Source organism: Limnohabitans sp. JirII-29, assembly GCF_003063395.1.
Classification (GTDB): Bacteria; Pseudomonadota; Gammaproteobacteria; order Burkholderiales; family Burkholderiaceae_C; genus Limnohabitans.
Genome location: NZ_NESB01000006.1, coordinates 101,689 through 116,214, shown reverse-complemented (window position 1 = coordinate 116,214; position 14,526 = coordinate 101,689). Strand labels below are relative to the sequence as shown.

General features: G+C 58.6%; 12 protein-coding genes, 1 tRNA gene and 1 riboswitch. Of the genes, 8 read left to right on the top strand and 5 right to left on the bottom strand.

Annotation, left to right across the window (positions count from 1 at the left end; genetic code table 11):
• Nucleotides 1-30: 30 nt before the first annotated feature.
• Nucleotides 31-158, bottom strand: a riboswitch (ZMP/ZTP riboswitch).
• 4 nt (nt 159-162) lie between these two features.
• Nucleotides 163-1,011, bottom strand: a complete 849-nt coding sequence (locus B9Z39_RS11005) for a lytic transglycosylase domain-containing protein (RefSeq protein ID WP_108301764.1) — start codon at nt 1,009-1,011, stop codon at nt 163-165.
• Nucleotides 1,012-1,092: 81 nt separating this feature from the next.
• Between B9Z39_RS11005 and B9Z39_RS17175 the strand changes: the two genes are divergently transcribed.
• A complete protein-coding gene (locus tag B9Z39_RS17175) occupies nt 1,093-3,897 on the top strand; it encodes a DUF349 domain-containing protein (protein WP_108301763.1) in 2,805 nt (934 codons plus the stop codon).
• Here the strand turns inward: B9Z39_RS17175 and B9Z39_RS10995 are convergent.
• From B9Z39_RS10995 to B9Z39_RS10980, 4 genes are read right to left on the bottom strand one after another with little or no spacing between them, the layout of a single operon-like run.
• Complete coding sequence (locus tag B9Z39_RS10995) at nt 3,887-4,717, bottom strand: UDP-2,3-diacylglucosamine diphosphatase (RefSeq protein ID WP_108301762.1); 831 nt, start codon at nt 4,715-4,717, stop codon at nt 3,887-3,889. The two genes, B9Z39_RS17175 and B9Z39_RS10995, sit on opposite strands and share 11 nt — an antisense overlap.
• A gap of 25 nt (nt 4,718-4,742) precedes the next feature.
• Nucleotides 4,743-5,249 (bottom strand): peptidylprolyl isomerase, encoded by a 507-nt coding sequence (locus tag B9Z39_RS10990; RefSeq protein ID WP_100143985.1) that lies wholly within the window; start codon nt 5,247-5,249, stop codon nt 4,743-4,745.
• Between the two features lie 3 nt (nt 5,250-5,252).
• Nucleotides 5,253-5,852, bottom strand: a complete 600-nt coding sequence (locus B9Z39_RS10985; protein ID WP_108301761.1) for a peptidylprolyl isomerase — start codon at nt 5,850-5,852, stop codon at nt 5,253-5,255.
• Nucleotides 5,849-6,475 carry a tetratricopeptide repeat protein gene (locus B9Z39_RS10980; protein ID WP_158269495.1) on the bottom strand — a complete coding sequence of 209 codons (627 nt, stop codon included), beginning with the start codon at nt 6,473-6,475 and terminating at the stop codon, nt 5,849-5,851. The genes B9Z39_RS10985 and B9Z39_RS10980 overlap by 4 nt, the downstream gene beginning before the upstream one ends.
• Nucleotides 6,476-6,575: 100 nt before the next feature.
• On the opposite strand from B9Z39_RS10980, the gene cysS reads away from it, so the two are divergent.
• The 7 genes from cysS to B9Z39_RS10945 all read left to right on the top strand — a co-directional run bounded on the left by cysS (nt 6,576) and on the right by B9Z39_RS10945 (nt 14,514).
• A complete protein-coding gene (gene cysS, locus B9Z39_RS10975; RefSeq protein ID WP_108301760.1) occupies nt 6,576-8,021 on the top strand; it encodes a cysteine--tRNA ligase in 1,446 nt (481 codons plus the stop codon).
• Nucleotides 8,021-8,668: a DNA-3-methyladenine glycosylase gene (locus B9Z39_RS10970; RefSeq protein WP_108301759.1), complete on the top strand. Its 648-nt coding sequence runs from the start codon at nt 8,021-8,023 to the stop codon at nt 8,666-8,668. Before cysS ends, B9Z39_RS10970 begins: the two co-directional genes overlap by 1 nt.
• Nucleotides 8,669-8,689: 21 nt before the next feature.
• Nucleotides 8,690-9,667, top strand: coding sequence for an acetyl-CoA carboxylase carboxyltransferase subunit alpha (locus B9Z39_RS10965; protein ID WP_108301854.1), 978 nt, complete (start codon nt 8,690-8,692; stop codon nt 9,665-9,667).
• Nucleotides 9,630-10,598 (top strand): tRNA lysidine(34) synthetase TilS, encoded by a 969-nt coding sequence (gene tilS / locus B9Z39_RS10960; RefSeq protein ID WP_108301758.1) that lies wholly within the window; start codon nt 9,630-9,632, stop codon nt 10,596-10,598. The genes B9Z39_RS10965 and tilS overlap by 38 nt, the downstream gene beginning before the upstream one ends.
• Before the next feature lie 33 nt (nt 10,599-10,631).
• Nucleotides 10,632-11,900, top strand: a complete 1,269-nt coding sequence (locus B9Z39_RS10955; protein WP_100143998.1) for an aspartate kinase — start codon at nt 10,632-10,634, stop codon at nt 11,898-11,900.
• Between the two features lie 12 nt (nt 11,901-11,912).
• A tRNA-Ser gene (locus B9Z39_RS10950) sits at nt 11,913-12,005 on the top strand.
• Nucleotides 12,006-12,231: 226 nt separating this feature from the next.
• Nucleotides 12,232-14,514 (top strand): class I SAM-dependent DNA methyltransferase, encoded by a 2,283-nt coding sequence (locus tag B9Z39_RS10945; protein WP_108301757.1) that lies wholly within the window; start codon nt 12,232-12,234, stop codon nt 14,512-14,514.
• The last annotated feature ends 12 nt before the right edge of the window (nt 14,515-14,526 follow it).

Genomic DNA, 14,526 nt, shown 5'->3' with positions numbered 1-14,526 from the left:
AGGTGGTCCCGGCGTGCCGATACATCGGCACAGGGCTGCCCAGGCGAACGGCAAAACACCTCAAGGGTTGAGGCTGCGCGCTTCCCAGTGGTCAAAACTCCACGTCAGCGGTGCGGGGCAGGGGCCCAGCACGCCTATCGCCAGTTGCGCGCGGGTCAGAGTTTAGCGTGATTCCTCGTCGTCTTTGGCGGCATCACGGCCAAAGGGGGTGAGGCGCTGAGCTTTTTCCCACAGGCTCTCCAGACGAGCGGTGGCAGCTTCAGCCGCAGACGACGGCGGCGGGGTGAGTGGCACTTTCACACCCTTGGCCACTTGTTGCAGGCGGCCATATTCGGCCACCACTTTGGTGGCGTAGCCGGTGTCTTCTTTGATGTTGGCGGCGCCCACGTATAGACGCAGACCACCTTCCACGCTGCCCGCGCGGGTGATGCAGTCTTTGAGCACGTTCACGCCCACGCGCACATTGGCCACCGGGTCAAAGGCGGCCAGCGAGCCGCCAAAACTCACGTATTTGTCTTCGTGAACTTTGGTCATGACCTGCATCAGACCCTGCGCACCCACGGCGCTTTGCGCGAAGGGGTTGAAGGCCGACTCGACCGCCATGACGGCCAGAATCAGCGTCGGTTCAATTTGGTTACGGGGCCCCAAGTCGTAGGCTTCGGCCACCAAGGCGCTCAAGGGTTCGGGGGCGACCCGGTATTTGCGGCTCAGCCAGTAGGCCAGGTAGGCCTGCTGTTTGGGTAGGTCGCGTGGGTCGGTGGCGGTGGCGCGGTCTACGGCGTCGGCGTCGGAGCTCAAACCGGTGGCGTCGTATTGACGTTCTTGCAGCCAACTGATCAGCTTGGCTTCGGTGACCGCGCGAAGGTCAGGGCGCACCGTCAATGTGACGACGACGAAGAAGATCGACAACCCCACCACTGCCATGCCGTTGTGGGTGATGGCAAAAAAGCCCTGCGCCACATCGGCTGCGAAAGTTCGCAGTCCTAATTTGATGTGGGTGAGTAAGGGCATGAAGATATTTATAAAAGTGAGGTAGCGGAAAATTTTAAAGCCTAGGCGACAATCTATAGATATTTGATACGAGCCTGACCTGTGAACGATTCTGCTAACAAACCCCATGACCTGACTTCTTTAGATGCTTTGACCGGCGGAGCCTTCACGGCACCCACCTCGGGCGAACGCGCGTCGCGCTTGCGTGACTGGCTGGCCAAAGAGCCCAATGCCGAGCAATTGCAAGCGGTCTTCACTGAAATGAGCCACCGTGACAAAGGCGCATCCAAAGTCTTGCGTGAAAAGCTCGATGAGTTGCGTCGTGCCAAAGGTCAAGACGCGTTGGCCCAAGAGTGGTTGGCCAAAGGCGAGGTGCTGCGCGACGCGGCACACATCAACTTGGCCGATGCCATGGCTTGGCAACGTGACGCTGCCAAGGCCGGTGCCCCCTTGTCGCGCGAGCCATTGGCGGGTTTGAAAACCGCTTTGGTCGAACGCGTCAAAGCCATTGAAGACTTGCAGCATCAAACCCAGGTGCAGCGCGAAGCCGCGGTGTTGCTGGCACAGCGCATTGAGGTGTTATCGACCAAGCCTTGGCAAGACGCGCAAGCCCAACGCGCAGGCCTACAGGCTGACCTGGATCGCTGGGTGGCGCAAGCCCAAGCTTTGGCGGCCGATGCGCAGTGGCCCAGCGTGGATGCGAAATTTGCCCCCGCCTTGCAAACCAGCACCCAACAAGTGCAAGCCGTGTGGGTGGCGTTTTGCGAGGCCCTGGCTTTGACCGAAGCCGCTGCTGCCGATGCCAGTGCCCCTCTGCCAGCGGTGCCCGCCTGGGCTGATCAGTTGCGTGTGGCCCGTGGCGAAGTGTTGCCCCAAGCGGCTGCTGCGCCCGCCAAACCCGAGACCGTGCGTGTGGACCCCACGCGCAACGTCAAACCCACGGCCGATAAGGCAGTGGTGGATCAAAAACGTTTGGAGCTGGCACAACAAGCCGAAGCCTTGTTCAAACCTGCACCGACGCCCAAAGCGGCCAAGCCCGCGTTGGCCAAAGCCGAGCAGCCTGTGGTTGCTGTTGTGCCTACCGAAGCAGGCGCACCAGAGGCCGCACCAGATGCCGCACCCGTGTCGGCACAAGCGACGCCCGAAGTGCAGGCATTGCCTGCTGAGGAGGTGGTCGCTACGCCTATCGATGCTGTTGCCAGCGATGTGCCTGCCACTCCCCAAGTCAGTGCTGAAGCGGTGGCACCTGTCGCTGCTGAACCCGAATGGGTGCCCGCCATGGGCGGACGCAAGATGCAAGAAGCCTTGCGCAACTTGCGCGATCAGTGGAAAAAAATTGACAAAGAGGCAGCGCCCAACCCTGCGTTGTGGAAGCGCTTTGACACTGCATGCAACCGTGCCCACCACGTGGTGGACGCTTGGCTCAAAGAAGCCCGTGCCCAAACCGCAGCCCACAAAGCACAGCGTTTGGCTTTGATCGAAGAGGTCAAGGCTTGGGCGGCAGAGCACGCCCAAGGCCCCGACTGGAAGGGCGTGGCGCGTCAACTGCACCAATTCGCCCAACGCTGGCGCGACAGCGGTCATTTGAGCGAGAAGATGTTTGCCGAGTTGCAGCCTGTGTGGAAGGCGGCCATTCACGCCGCCCACGAGCCACTCGAAGCCTTGCAAAAAGCCAGCTTGGCACGCCGCCAGGCCTTGATTGCCGAGGCCCAAGAGTTGGGTGCTGCGCCCACCTTGCGCATTGACGCTGTCAAAGCCTTGCAACAGCGTTGGCAAGAAGAAGCTCACACCGTGGTGCTGGACCGCAAGCAAGAGCAAAAGTTGTGGGATGCATTCCGTCAGCCGATTGACGAAGCGTTTGCGCGCAAGTCGTCGGTGCGTGAGCAATCGCAAGCCGCCCTGACCCCACATGACCGTGCGGTGTTGGACGCCTCGAAGGCGTTGGAAGCGGCCATTGCCAAGGGCGATGGCGCACAGATTCGCGCCGCCATGCAGGTGTTAGAGCAAGTCTCTCGTGGTGAGTTGCCGCCCGAAGCAGCCAAGCCAGCAGCCCCGGTTGCCGCGCCTGCGCAAGCAGCGCCCGCACCAGAGATGCCGGTCGCTGCCGATGCCAGCACAGAAGCCGCACCCGCGGCCAGCGCCGAAGCGCCTGCGGCGGATGCCCCCCCATCAGATGCCTCGCAAACAACCACCGACTCAGAGGCAGCGCCTGCTGAGCCCGATGTCGCCCCCGCCCCCGCGCCCAAACCCCACAAGCCGGTGGTGGCGGTGCGTGGTGACGATCGCCCAGGTCAAAAACGTACCGAGGTGGCCCCAGCGGGTTTCCGTGGCCGTGATGGCAAACCGGCTGGCAAGTTTGGCGACAAGCCTGGCTTTGGCCGTGACGGTGGCGCACGTGCTGGACGTGATGCACGCGACGGTGGCCGTGATGGTTTTGCACCGCGTGGCCCGCGTTTGGGTGACGCGGCTTTCCGTGCCCAGCGCAATGCCTTGGACATGGCCCAAGACGCACTGCGTAAGCTGGCCGCACAAGCCCACGGCGAAGTGCTCACGCAACTGATGCACGCTTGGGAAAAGCGCGATGCCAGCCAGTTGCCCGCAGCGCAAGCCATTGGCAACAAGCTCACACCGGCTCAACGCACGCAGTGGGCCCAGGCTTTGTCCTCGGCACCGCAAGGCGAGGCCGTGACGCCTTTGCTGCGCCTGGAAGTTGCTGCCGAGTTGCCTACGCCTGCTGCCCAGATGGATGCTCGCCGCGCTTTGCAATTGCAACTGCTGACCCGCCGCAACGACCCATCGCCCCAAATGACTTGGGCCGCTGATGCGTCTCAGGTGTTGGCTGGCGCTTACGACGAAGCTGCGGCGCGCCGCTTGCAAGCTGCTTTGAAGGTGTTGCTCAAGCGTTGAGCGTAGGCGGGGGCAGGGCTTGCCGCACCAAGCCTTGGCCGGGGTTGCCAGCCTGTTCGCGCAGCCAAGACACCACTTCCAAGCGCGGGGCTGTGCCGCTGGCATGCCAGTCACTCAAGACCCAGCGCTGTAAACCGTCACCCATATCGTGCACCGCAGGTCGGTGGGTATGTCCATGCAACAGCACTTGGCATTGGGTGGCTTGCAGCCAACTGCGTGCGGCTGGCGTGTCCACGTCGGCATAGTCGGTGTGCGTGCGTTTGCGTGCTTCGCTTTGGGCACGCATGGCTTGCCCAGTGGCTTGTCGCTGCGCCAAAGGCTGTGCCAAAAACTGCGCTTGCCATGCGGGCTGGCGCACTTGGTCGCGAAAAGCCAGGTAGTCGTGGTCGCCCAAGCACAGGCTGTCGCCGTGACTCAGCAAAATACGAAATACCCCCAAAGACAACACCGTGGGGTCGCTCAAAGCGTGCATGCCCGATGCCCGAAAGGCGTCGGCACCCAACAAAAAATCTCGGTTGCCACAGAGGAAGTAAACCGGCAAACGCTGCGACGTGCGCTGGATCACCGACAAACACTGCAAAGCAAACGGCTCTTGGGTGTCATCACCCACCCACACCTCGAACAGATCGCCCAAGATGAACAGGGCATTGGCCTGTGTATGGGCCATGTAATGGGACCAAGCGAGGAAGGTGTCTTGATCGTGCACATCGAGGTGCACGTCAGAGATGAAATCCACCTGTTGCCAGGTGGAGCTTGCCTGGATGTGTGACACCGCATCAGGCAACAGGCCAGGTGACAAAGCCGGTGACGGCGTGAACATGTCGGCTGGCCCTACGGGTGGCGCTTTAGAGCGCAACCGCTTTCTCAATCACCACGTCTTCTTTGGGCACGTCGTCATGGAAGCCTTTGCGCCCGGTTTTGACGGCTGCAATTTTGTCGACCACGTCCATGCCGCTGACCACTTTGCCAAACACGGCGTAGCCCCAGCCTTGCGCACTGGGGGCGGTGTGGTTCAAGAAGCCGTTGTCTGCCACGTTGATGAAGAACTGAGCCGTGGCCGAGTGGGGGTCTGAGGTACGCGCCATGGCCACGGTGTAGTGGTTGTTTTTGAGGCCGTTGTTGGCTTCGTTTTGAATGGGCTCATCGCATGACTTTTGGGTCATGCCGGGCTCGAAGCCGCCACCTTGCACCATGAAGCCAGGAATGACGCGGTGGAAGATGGTTTTGTCGTAATGGCCTTTGGCCACATAGCTCAAAAAGTTGGCCGTGCACTTGGGGGCTTTCTCGGCATCGAGTTCCAGCGTGATGACGCCGTGGTCCAAGATGTGCAGTTCGACTTGTGGGTTGCTCATGATTTACTTCTCAAGGGTTGCAGATTGAATGACGATGGCCGTGCGTGGCACATCGGTGGCGAAGGGGCCGCCGGAACTGGTGGGCACTGCCTTGATGCGTTGCACCACCTCCATGCCAGAGACCACGCGGCCAAACACGGTGTAGCCGGGTTGCTGTGGGCTGGGATCTAAAAAGCCGTTGTCGGCCACGTTGATGAAAAACTGTGAGGTGGCTGAGTTGGGAACGTTGGTGCGCGCCATGGCGATGGTGCCCACGGTGTTGCGTGGACCGCCTTTGGCCAAGGCCTCACGGCCTTCGTGCACCACGGGCGCACGGGTGGGGCGCTCCATGTAGCGCTGGTCGTAGCCGCCGCCTTGAATCATGAAGTTGCCGATCACGCGGTGAAAGATGGTGCCGTCGTAGTGCTTGTCACGCACATATTGCAAAAAGTTTTCCACCGTCTTGGGGGCTTTGTCGGGGTAGACCTCGACCACGATGTCACCCGCATTGGTGGTAAATTTCACCCGGGGTGCGTCTTGTGCGAAGGTGGTTTGTGCGGCCAAGCCGCACAGGGCCAGGGTGATCGTGCACAGGGCACGCCGAGAGATGAAGGACAGGTTCATGGTTTGCTTTGGCTCAGTTCAAGTGCAGGTTTGAGGCGCTCTACTTTTTGTGCTGCGGTGCGATGTTTGGGGTCTAGGGACGAGGCACGTGCATAAGACTGTTGAGCCAAGTGCAGCAGCACATCGCCTAGGTTCTCGTGGGCCGCGGCATAGCTGGGGTTGTCGCGCAAGGCCGCCTCAAACGATTCTTTGGCACGGTTGTAGTCGCCTTTGGCGGCATACAACACACCCAGGTTGTTGTGCGGCTCGGCCAGCTCGGGGTAGTCTTGCGTGAGCCCCAGGTAAATGGGCAGGGCTTTGTCGGGTTGACCGGTTTGTTCGTGAATGAAAGCCTGCCAGAACAGCATCTGCGGATCGCGTGGGTTTTTGGTCAAGCTGCGATCAATCCACGACAGCGCGGCGGTGTACTTGGCTTGGCGCAACAGTTTGCGCACTTCTTGGTGGTCGTCGGTTTGGGTGGTGCTGGCCAATTCTCCTGGCTGCCAAGCGGGGCCCACATCGGATTGCGCGAAGGTGGATGTCACCACGCAGGCCAGCGCAAACCCCCAGGCCAAGATGCCGTGTCTGCCCAGTACATGACCGATGTCACGCGGGTTGGCAAAAGTGTGCTGAGGGTTTTTCATGTGCTTTGTATACTGAGAGCCATTGTAAAACAGCGGGTCTTCATCACCCTTTGCCTTTGCACCCTTGTTGACCCAATCTGCGGTCCTTAACGATTCACTCATGACGCTTCGCATTCACAACACGCTTTCGCGTGCGCTGGAGACTTTTTCGCCGCTCGAACCTGGACATGTCCGCATGTATGTGTGCGGCATGACGGTGTACGACTTGTGCCACTTGGGCCATGCCCGTTCAATGGTGGCTTTTGACGTGGTGCAGCGCTGGCTCAAAGCCAGTGGCTACCGCGTGACCTATGTGCGCAACATCACCGACATTGACGACAAGATCATCAAACGTTCGGTCGAGAACGGCGAGACCGTGCGCGCCCTGACCGATCGCATGGTCGACGCCTTGCACCAAGACGCCGACGCACTGGGCATTGAGCGCCCCAGTTTTGAACCCCGCGCGATGGACTACGTCCCCCAAATGTTGGCCATGATTGGCACGCTCGAAAACAAAGGTTTGGCCTATCGTGCGAGCAACGGGGATGTGAATTACGCCGTGCGCAAGTTTGCGGGTTACGGCAAGCTTTCGGGTAAGTCGCTCGACGAGTTGCAAGCCGGTGAGCGCGTGGCCGTGGACGACGGCAAGCACGACCCGATGGACTTTGTGTTGTGGAAGTCCGCCAAAGCCAGCGAGCCCGATGAAGTGAAATGGGCCAGTCCGTTTGGGGCAGGGCGACCCGGCTGGCACATCGAGTGCTCGGCCATGAGTTGCGAGATGTTGGGCGAGAGCTTTGACATTCACGGCGGTGGTGCCGACTTGCAGTTTCCTCACCACGAAAACGAAATCGCCCAAAGCGAAGGCGCGTTTGACAAACCCATGGCCCGCGTGTGGATGCACAACGGTTTCATCAATGTGGACAACGAAAAAATGTCCAAGAGCTTGGGCAATTTCTTCACCATCCGCGATGTGCTCAATAGTTATGGGGATATACACACCGGAGCAGAAATCGTTCGATTTTTCATCGTACGTAGTCATTACCGAAGCCAGCTCAATTACAGCGATGAACATTTGGTTGATGCACGTTCTGCACTTACTCGGCTTTACACCACGCTGGATACGGTACCCCCTCAAGTTGCAGTCGTTGATTGGTCCAACACTTATGCTGCACGGTTTAAAGCAGCTATGAACGAAGATTTTGGTACGCCTGAAGCTTTGGCTGTACTGTTCGATTTGGCAACAGAGGTCAATCGCACGCAGTCGACGGTGATGTCGGGGTTACTCAAAGCATTGGCTGGTGTGCTTGGCTTGTTGCAGCAAGACCCTAGAAAGTTTTTGCAAGGAAAAGGCAGAAGTCTTATCTTGAAAATAAACGAATCATTCGGTGTGACAGATTCAGTCCAGGTCGTATCAAATGAAAAATATATTGATGAGCAAATAAAGATTCGTGCTGCGGCCAAAGCCGCCAAAAACTTTGCCGAAGCTGACCGAATTCGCCAAGAGCTGGCTGCGCAGGGTGTGCTGCTGAAAGACTCGCCCACGGGTACCACCTGGGAACGCGGGTGATGATGGCTCGCCAAGAAAAAATCACCATTGCGACGCCCGCCTACTGGGCCGAAGCGTGCAAGCACTTGGTCAAAAAAGACCGGGTGATGAAGCGCCTCATCCCTCAATTGGGCGACGCTTGTTTGCAGTCGCGCGGCGATGCTTTCATCACGCTGGCGCGCAGTATTGTGGGGCAGCAAATTTCCGTCAAAGCGGCCCAAAGCGTGTGGGATCGATTTGCGCTGTTGCCTCGCAAAATCTCTCCCGCCAATGTGCTCAAACTCAAGGTAGACGACATGCGTGCGGCAGGTTTGTCCGCCCGAAAAATTGAATACTTGGTGGACTTGGCCTTGCACTTTGACAGCGGTGCGTTGCATGTGAACCAATGGGCTGAGATGGAGGACGAAGTCATCATCGAAGAGCTGGTGGCCATCCGCGGCATTGGCCGCTGGACGGCTGAAATGTTCTTGATTTTTCACCTCATGCGGCCCAATGTGCTGCCGCTCGACGACGTGGGCTTGATCAACGGCATCAGCCACAACTATTTTTCAGGGGAGGCCGTCAGCCGCAGCGAAGTGCGCGAGGTAGCTGCCGCCTGGGCCCCCTATTGCAGCGTGGCGACTTGGTATATTTGGCGCTCGCTAGATCCGCTGCCGGTTGAATACTGAGCAGCTAAGGAGTAATTGATTTTGGCTAAGAAAACTTTCCTCGATTTTGAACAACCGATTGCCGAGCTGGAAGGCAAGATTGACGAGCTGCGCTATGTGCAAAGCGAGTCGGCGGTCGATATTTCGGAGGAGATTGATCAGCTCAGCAAGAAAAGCTTGCAGCTGACCAAGGACATTTACAGCAACCTCACGCCCTGGCAAATCACCAAGATTGCTCGCCATGCCGAGCGTCCTTACACGTTGGACTACATCAACGACATCTTCACCGACTTTGTAGAGATGCACGGTGACCGTCATTTTGCTGACGACCTGAGCATTGTGGGTGGTTTGGCGCGCTTCAATGGCAACGCTTGCATGGTGCTGGGTCACCAAAAAGGCCGCGACACCAAAGAACGTGCAGCCCGCAACTTTGGCATGAGCCGCCCCGAGGGCTACCGCAAGGCTTTGCGCCTCATGAAGACGGCTGAAAAATTCAAGCTGCCGGTGTTCACCTTTGTTGACACACCCGGCGCCTACCCCGGCATTGACGCCGAAGAGCGCAGCCAGAGCGAGGCCATTGGCCGCAATATTTTTGAAATGGCCCAACTCGAAGTGCCCATCATCACCACCATCATTGGTGAAGGTGGCTCGGGCGGCGCCTTGGCCATCAGCGTGGCAGACCAGGTGTTGATGTTGCAGTACTCGGTGTACTCGGTCATCAGCCCTGAAGGTTGCGCCTCCATTTTGTGGAAAACCGCAGACCGTGCCGAAGATGCTGCCGAAGCCTTGGGCATCACGGCTCACCGGCTCAAAGCGCTGGGGCTGATCGACAAAATCGTCAACGAACCTGTGGGTGGCGCACACCGTGACCCCAAACAAATGTCCGCACAGCTCAAGCGTGGCTTGAACGACGCGTGGCGTCAGGTGACCGACCTCAAGGTCAAAGAGTTGCTGGACAAGCGCTACGAACGTCTGCAAAGCTATGGCCGGTACAACGACACCAAAGCCGACGCCCGCTGATTTTCCGTCGCTGGATGCACTCCAGCAGGTCTTGCCCTTAGGCGTGGCCTTGAGCGGCGGGGCCGATTCCACCGCCATGCTGATCGCCTGTGCCACCCGCTGGCCGGGCCAAGTGTTTGCAGTGCATGTGCACCACGGTTTGCAGCAAGCCGCCGACACTTTTGAAATCCACTGCATCGAGTTGTGCCAGCAGTTTGATGTGCCTTTGGTGGTGCAGCGCGTCAACGCTGCACACGCGAGTGGAGAAAGCCCCGAAGACGCCGCCCGCCAAGCCCGTTACCGAGCTTTGAGTGATGCAGTGAAGCAGCATTGGGATGGCCAAGTTCAGCATGTGGTGCTGGCGCAGCATGCCGATGACCAAGTGGAAACTTTGCTGCTCGCACTCTCACGCGGCGCGGGTTTGCCTGGCTTGGCCAGCATGCCCAAGGTGATGGTGCGAGACGGCGTGACTTACCACCGCCCCTGGTTGCAAGCCTCGGGCGCGAGTTTGCGCAATGCCTTGCAGCACTTGGGTCAAACCTGGGTGGAAGACCCCACCAACCAAGACATCCGTTACACCCGCAATCGCATTCGCGCGCAATTGCTGCCCGTGCTAGAGGCCGCTTTTCCATCCTTTCGCGAGACCTTTGCGCGCAGTGCGGCCCATGCCGCACAGGCCCAAGAGCTTTTGCAAGAAGTGGCAGAGCAAGACCTGCAAACCGTGGGCGACCCACCCCACATCAAAGCCTTGCAAGGCTTGAGCGTCGCGCGACAAAGCAATGTATTGCGTCACTGGCTGGCCACTCAGCAACAACGCCCCAACACAGCGCAATTGCACGAACTGTTGGCGCAGCTCAAAGCGTGCACTACCCGAGGACATCACATCGACATCAAGGTGGGGCGTGGCTTTGTCAGGCGCGATGGGGTGGTGCTGCGTTGCTACAATCTTTAGCTTTGCTTTGATCTTTAACCCTTTTCACGCAACATGGCATTGATTGTTCATAAATACGGCGGCACCTCGATGGGCTCGACAGAGCGCATCCGCAACGTCGCCAAACGCGTGGCCAAGTGGGCCCGTGCTGGCCATCAAATGGTGGTGGTTCCTTCGGCCATGAGCGGAGAAACCAACCGTTTGTTGGGTTTGGCCAAAGAGCTGGCTCCCTCCAAAGCCGACTCGGCCTACAACCGCGAACTCGACATGCTGGCTTCTACTGGCGAGCAGGCCTCGTCGGCTCTGTTGGCCATTGCGCTGCAAGCCGAAGGCCAGCCCTCGGTGAGCTACGCCGGTTGGCAAGTGCCTATTCGCACCAACAGCGCGTTCACCAAGGCGCGCATCGAGTCGATCGATGACGCACGTGTGCGTGCTGACTTGGATGCAGGCCGCGTGGTCATCATCACCGGCTTTCAAGGCAAAGACGAGCACGACAACATCACCACCTTGGGCCGTGGCGGCTCAGACACCTCGGCTGTGGCCGTCGCCGCTGCCATGAAAGCCCACGAGTGTTTGATTTACACCGACGTTGACGGCGTTTACACCACCGACCCGCGCGTGGTGCCCGAAGCACGTCGCTTACAGACCTTGTGCTTTGAAGAGATGCTGGAAATGGCCTCTTTGGGCAGCAAAGTGTTGCAAATTCGCTCGGTTGAATTTGCGGGTAAATACAAGGTGCCGCTGCGCGTGTTGTCCAGCTTCACCCCGTGGGACATTGACATCCACGAAGAGGCCAAATCTGGCACGTTGATCACCTTTGAGGAAGACGAACAAATGGAACAAGCCATCGTATCGGGCATCGCATTCAACCGTGATGAAGCCAAAATTTCTGTGGTCGGCGTGCCCGACAAGCCAGGCATTGCCTACCAAATCTTGGGTGCTGTGGCCGATGCCAACATTGAAGTGGACATGATCATTCAAAACATCAGCAAAGGTGGTTTGACCGATTTCAGCTTCACCGTGCACCGCAACGACTACGCCCGCACCACCGACTTGTTGAAAGAAAAAGTGTTGCCCGCTTTGGGCGCCACGGATGTGCAAGGCGACACCAAAATTTGTAAGGTCTCCATCGTGGGCATTGGCATGCGCAGCCACGTGGGCATCGCCAGCAAAATGTTCCGTTCCTTGAGCGAAGAGGGCATCAACATCCAAATGATCTCCACCAGCGAAATTAAAACCTCGGTGGTGATTGACGAAAAATACATGGAATTGGCAGTTCGGGCCTTGCACAAGGCGTTCGACCTGGACCAAGCTAAGGCATAATACTCACCTGCTGGAAACGTGACCGAGTGGCCGAAGGTGCTCCCCTGCTAAGGGAGTATGGGGTGTAGAGCCTCATCGAGGGTTCGAATCCCTCCGTTTCCGCCAAGATTGGGTTTTTTGTAGTCCTACAATGCCCCTCAAGAGCCCCGCAAACCTAGTGTTTGCGGGGCTCTTTTGTTTTTAACGTCCAGCAGCGGTATTGCCAGCTTGCGTCTGTTGGGAGTAGCACTCCTTGCAAAGCCCGAACAGGTAACGGTTCGGTAATTCACCCGCAAGCCCATGCAATACTTGACCTCATACGGTTGAAACCCCAACCCCTCGTTCGTAATGTATGACCCAAGAAACCAATAACCTCGCCGCCGACCTGTGGGCGCTGGCCGACCTGCTGCGCGGCGATTTCCGTCAGAGCCAATACGGCCGCGTCATCCTGCCTTTTGCCCTGCTGCGCCGTCTGGAATGTGTGTTGGAAAGTAGCAAGTCTGCCGTGCTGGCGGAAGCGGCTAAGGTGGAGAAGATGGCCATTGCTGAAGAGGCCAAGGAAAAGCTGCTTCTGCGCGCCACAGGCGGGCTGTCTTTCTTCAACACCTCACCCATGGACCTGAGCACCCTGGGCGAGTCGGGCATCAAGGCCAATCTGGAACGCTACATACAGTGCTTTTCCAAAGACGCCCGCGAGATTTTTGACCACTTCAAGTTCGCCGAATTCATTGGCCTGCTGGGCGACGCCAACCTGCTCTACAAGGTGGTGCAAAAGGTCCGCACCATGGACCTGCACCCCAAGGCCGTTTCCAACTATGAGATGGGCTTGGTGTTTGAAGAGCTGATCCGCAAGTTTGCCGAAAGCTCGAACGACACTGCTGGCGAACACTTCACCCCGCGCGACATCGTGCGCCTCACCACCTCGCTGGTGTTCATGGAGGACGACGAAGCCCTCACCAAGCCCGGCATCATCCGCACCATTTACGACCCCACGGCAGGCACCGGCGGCTTTTTGTCAGCGGGCATGGAATATGTGTACGAGCTGAACCCCCAAGCTGTCATGCGCGCGTTTGGTCAGGAGCTGAACCCCGAGAGCTACGCCATCTGCAAGGCCGACATGCTCATCAAGGGGCAAGATGTGAGCAACATCAAGCTCGGCAACACGCTCTCCAACGACCACCTTTACGCCAGCAACTTCGACTACATGCTCTCCAACCCGCCCTTTGGCGTGGATTGGAAAAAGATCGAAGGCGACATTGCCGACGAGCACACCCTCAAAGGCTTCGATGGCCGCTTTGGCCCCGGCCTGCCGCGTGTGTCCGACGGCTCGCTGCTGTTTTTGCTGCACCTCATCAGCAAGCTTCGCGATGTGAAAGACGGTGGCTCACGCATTGGCATCATCCTCAATGGCTCGCCGCTCTTTACGGGCGGCGCGGGCTCGGGCGAATCCGAAATTCGCCGCCATATTCTGGAGAGCGATCTGCTCGAAGCCATCGTCGCCCTGCCCACCGACATGTTCTACAACACCGGCATTGCCACCTATGTGTGGGTGCTCTCGAACAAAAAGCCTGCCGAGCGCAAAGGCAAGGTGCAGCTCATCAACGGTGCCAACCTCTGCGGCAAGATGCGCAAATCGCTGGGCAGCAAGCGCCATGTGATGGACGAGGCCGACATCGCCACCATCACCCGCTGCTTTGGCAAGTTTGAGGTGGTCGAAGCGCAGGCGCTCGATAAACCGGCTGAAGTCAAAAGCAACCGTGGCCGCCAAGCTGCCAACCCCAAGCCCGAAGCCATCAAAACCTTCGCCAGCAAAATTTTTGCCACGCATGAGTTCGGCTACCGCCGCATCACCATCGAACGGCCGCTGCGTTTGTCGTGGCAGTTCAGCGATGAGCGCATCGCCAGCCTGCGCTTTGAGTCTGGCGCACTCGGCAGCGCCATGCAGTGGATTTACAGCGAATATGGGCAAGCGCAGTGGAGCGACGAGGCGGGCTGCCCGCAGTACGGCCAGCTAGGCCAGCACCACGTCGAAATTCGCGCCTATCTCAAAAGCCACTTTGCCGACCTCAAGGAAAAGCAGATCAAAGACCTGCTCGATGCCAACACCTGGCTGGCACAAAAGGCCGTGCTGCGCAAAGCCCGCGCCCTGCAAGACGTGATCGGCAGTGCCCAGCATGACGACTTCAATGGTTATGACGAAGCCATCAAGGCCGCGAGCAAACAGGCAGGCATCACGCTGGACGCCAAAGAAAAAAAGCAGATGGCCGATGCCGTGAGCTGGAAGAACCCCGCCGCCGAAAAGGTGATCAAGAAAGTTCACAAAGGCATCATTGAATACCAAGCCGATGGCGAGCTACGTGATTTTGAAAACGTGTCCCTAGACCCCAGCCGCACGGTCAGCGAAAGCGTGGAGGCCTACTTCATCGCCGAAGTGCAGCCCCATGTGCCCGATGCGTGGATAGACGCCAGCAAGCGCGACGCCAAAGATGGCGAGATCGGCATCGTCGGTTTTGAGATTCCGTTTAACCGTCACTTCTACCAGTACCAACCGCCGCGCCCGCTGGAAGAAATTGATGCCGATCTGGATGCCGTGAGCGCCGAGATCATGGCGTTGTTGCGCGAGGTGCATTCGTGAGCGACTTGGCTT

Excerpts from the sequence above, each read along its gene's own strand:
- B9Z39_RS11005 (WP_108301764.1), bottom strand. The coding sequence starts at position 1,011 with ATGCCCTTACTCACCCACATCAAATTAGGACTGCGAACTTTCGCAGCC.
- B9Z39_RS10995 (WP_108301762.1), bottom strand. The coding sequence starts at position 4,717 with ATGTTCACGCCGTCACCGGCTTTGTCACCTGGCCTGTTGCCTGATGCG.
- B9Z39_RS10990 (WP_100143985.1), bottom strand. The coding sequence starts at position 5,249 with ATGAGCAACCCACAAGTCGAACTGCACATCTTGGACCACGGCGTCATC.
- B9Z39_RS10985 (WP_108301761.1), bottom strand. The coding sequence starts at position 5,852 with ATGAACCTGTCCTTCATCTCTCGGCGTGCCCTGTGCACGATCACCCTG.
- B9Z39_RS10980 (WP_158269495.1), bottom strand. The coding sequence starts at position 6,475 with ATGAAAAACCCTCAGCACACTTTTGCCAACCCGCGTGACATCGGTCAT.
- cysS (WP_108301760.1), top strand. The coding sequence starts at position 6,576 with ATGACGCTTCGCATTCACAACACGCTTTCGCGTGCGCTGGAGACTTTT.
- B9Z39_RS10970 (WP_108301759.1), top strand. The coding sequence starts at position 8,021 with ATGATGGCTCGCCAAGAAAAAATCACCATTGCGACGCCCGCCTACTGG.
- tilS (WP_108301758.1), top strand. The coding sequence starts at position 9,630 with ATGGCCGGTACAACGACACCAAAGCCGACGCCCGCTGATTTTCCGTCG.
- B9Z39_RS10955 (WP_100143998.1), top strand. The coding sequence starts at position 10,632 with ATGGCATTGATTGTTCATAAATACGGCGGCACCTCGATGGGCTCGACA.
- B9Z39_RS10945 (WP_108301757.1), top strand. The coding sequence starts at position 12,232 with ATGACCCAAGAAACCAATAACCTCGCCGCCGACCTGTGGGCGCTGGCC.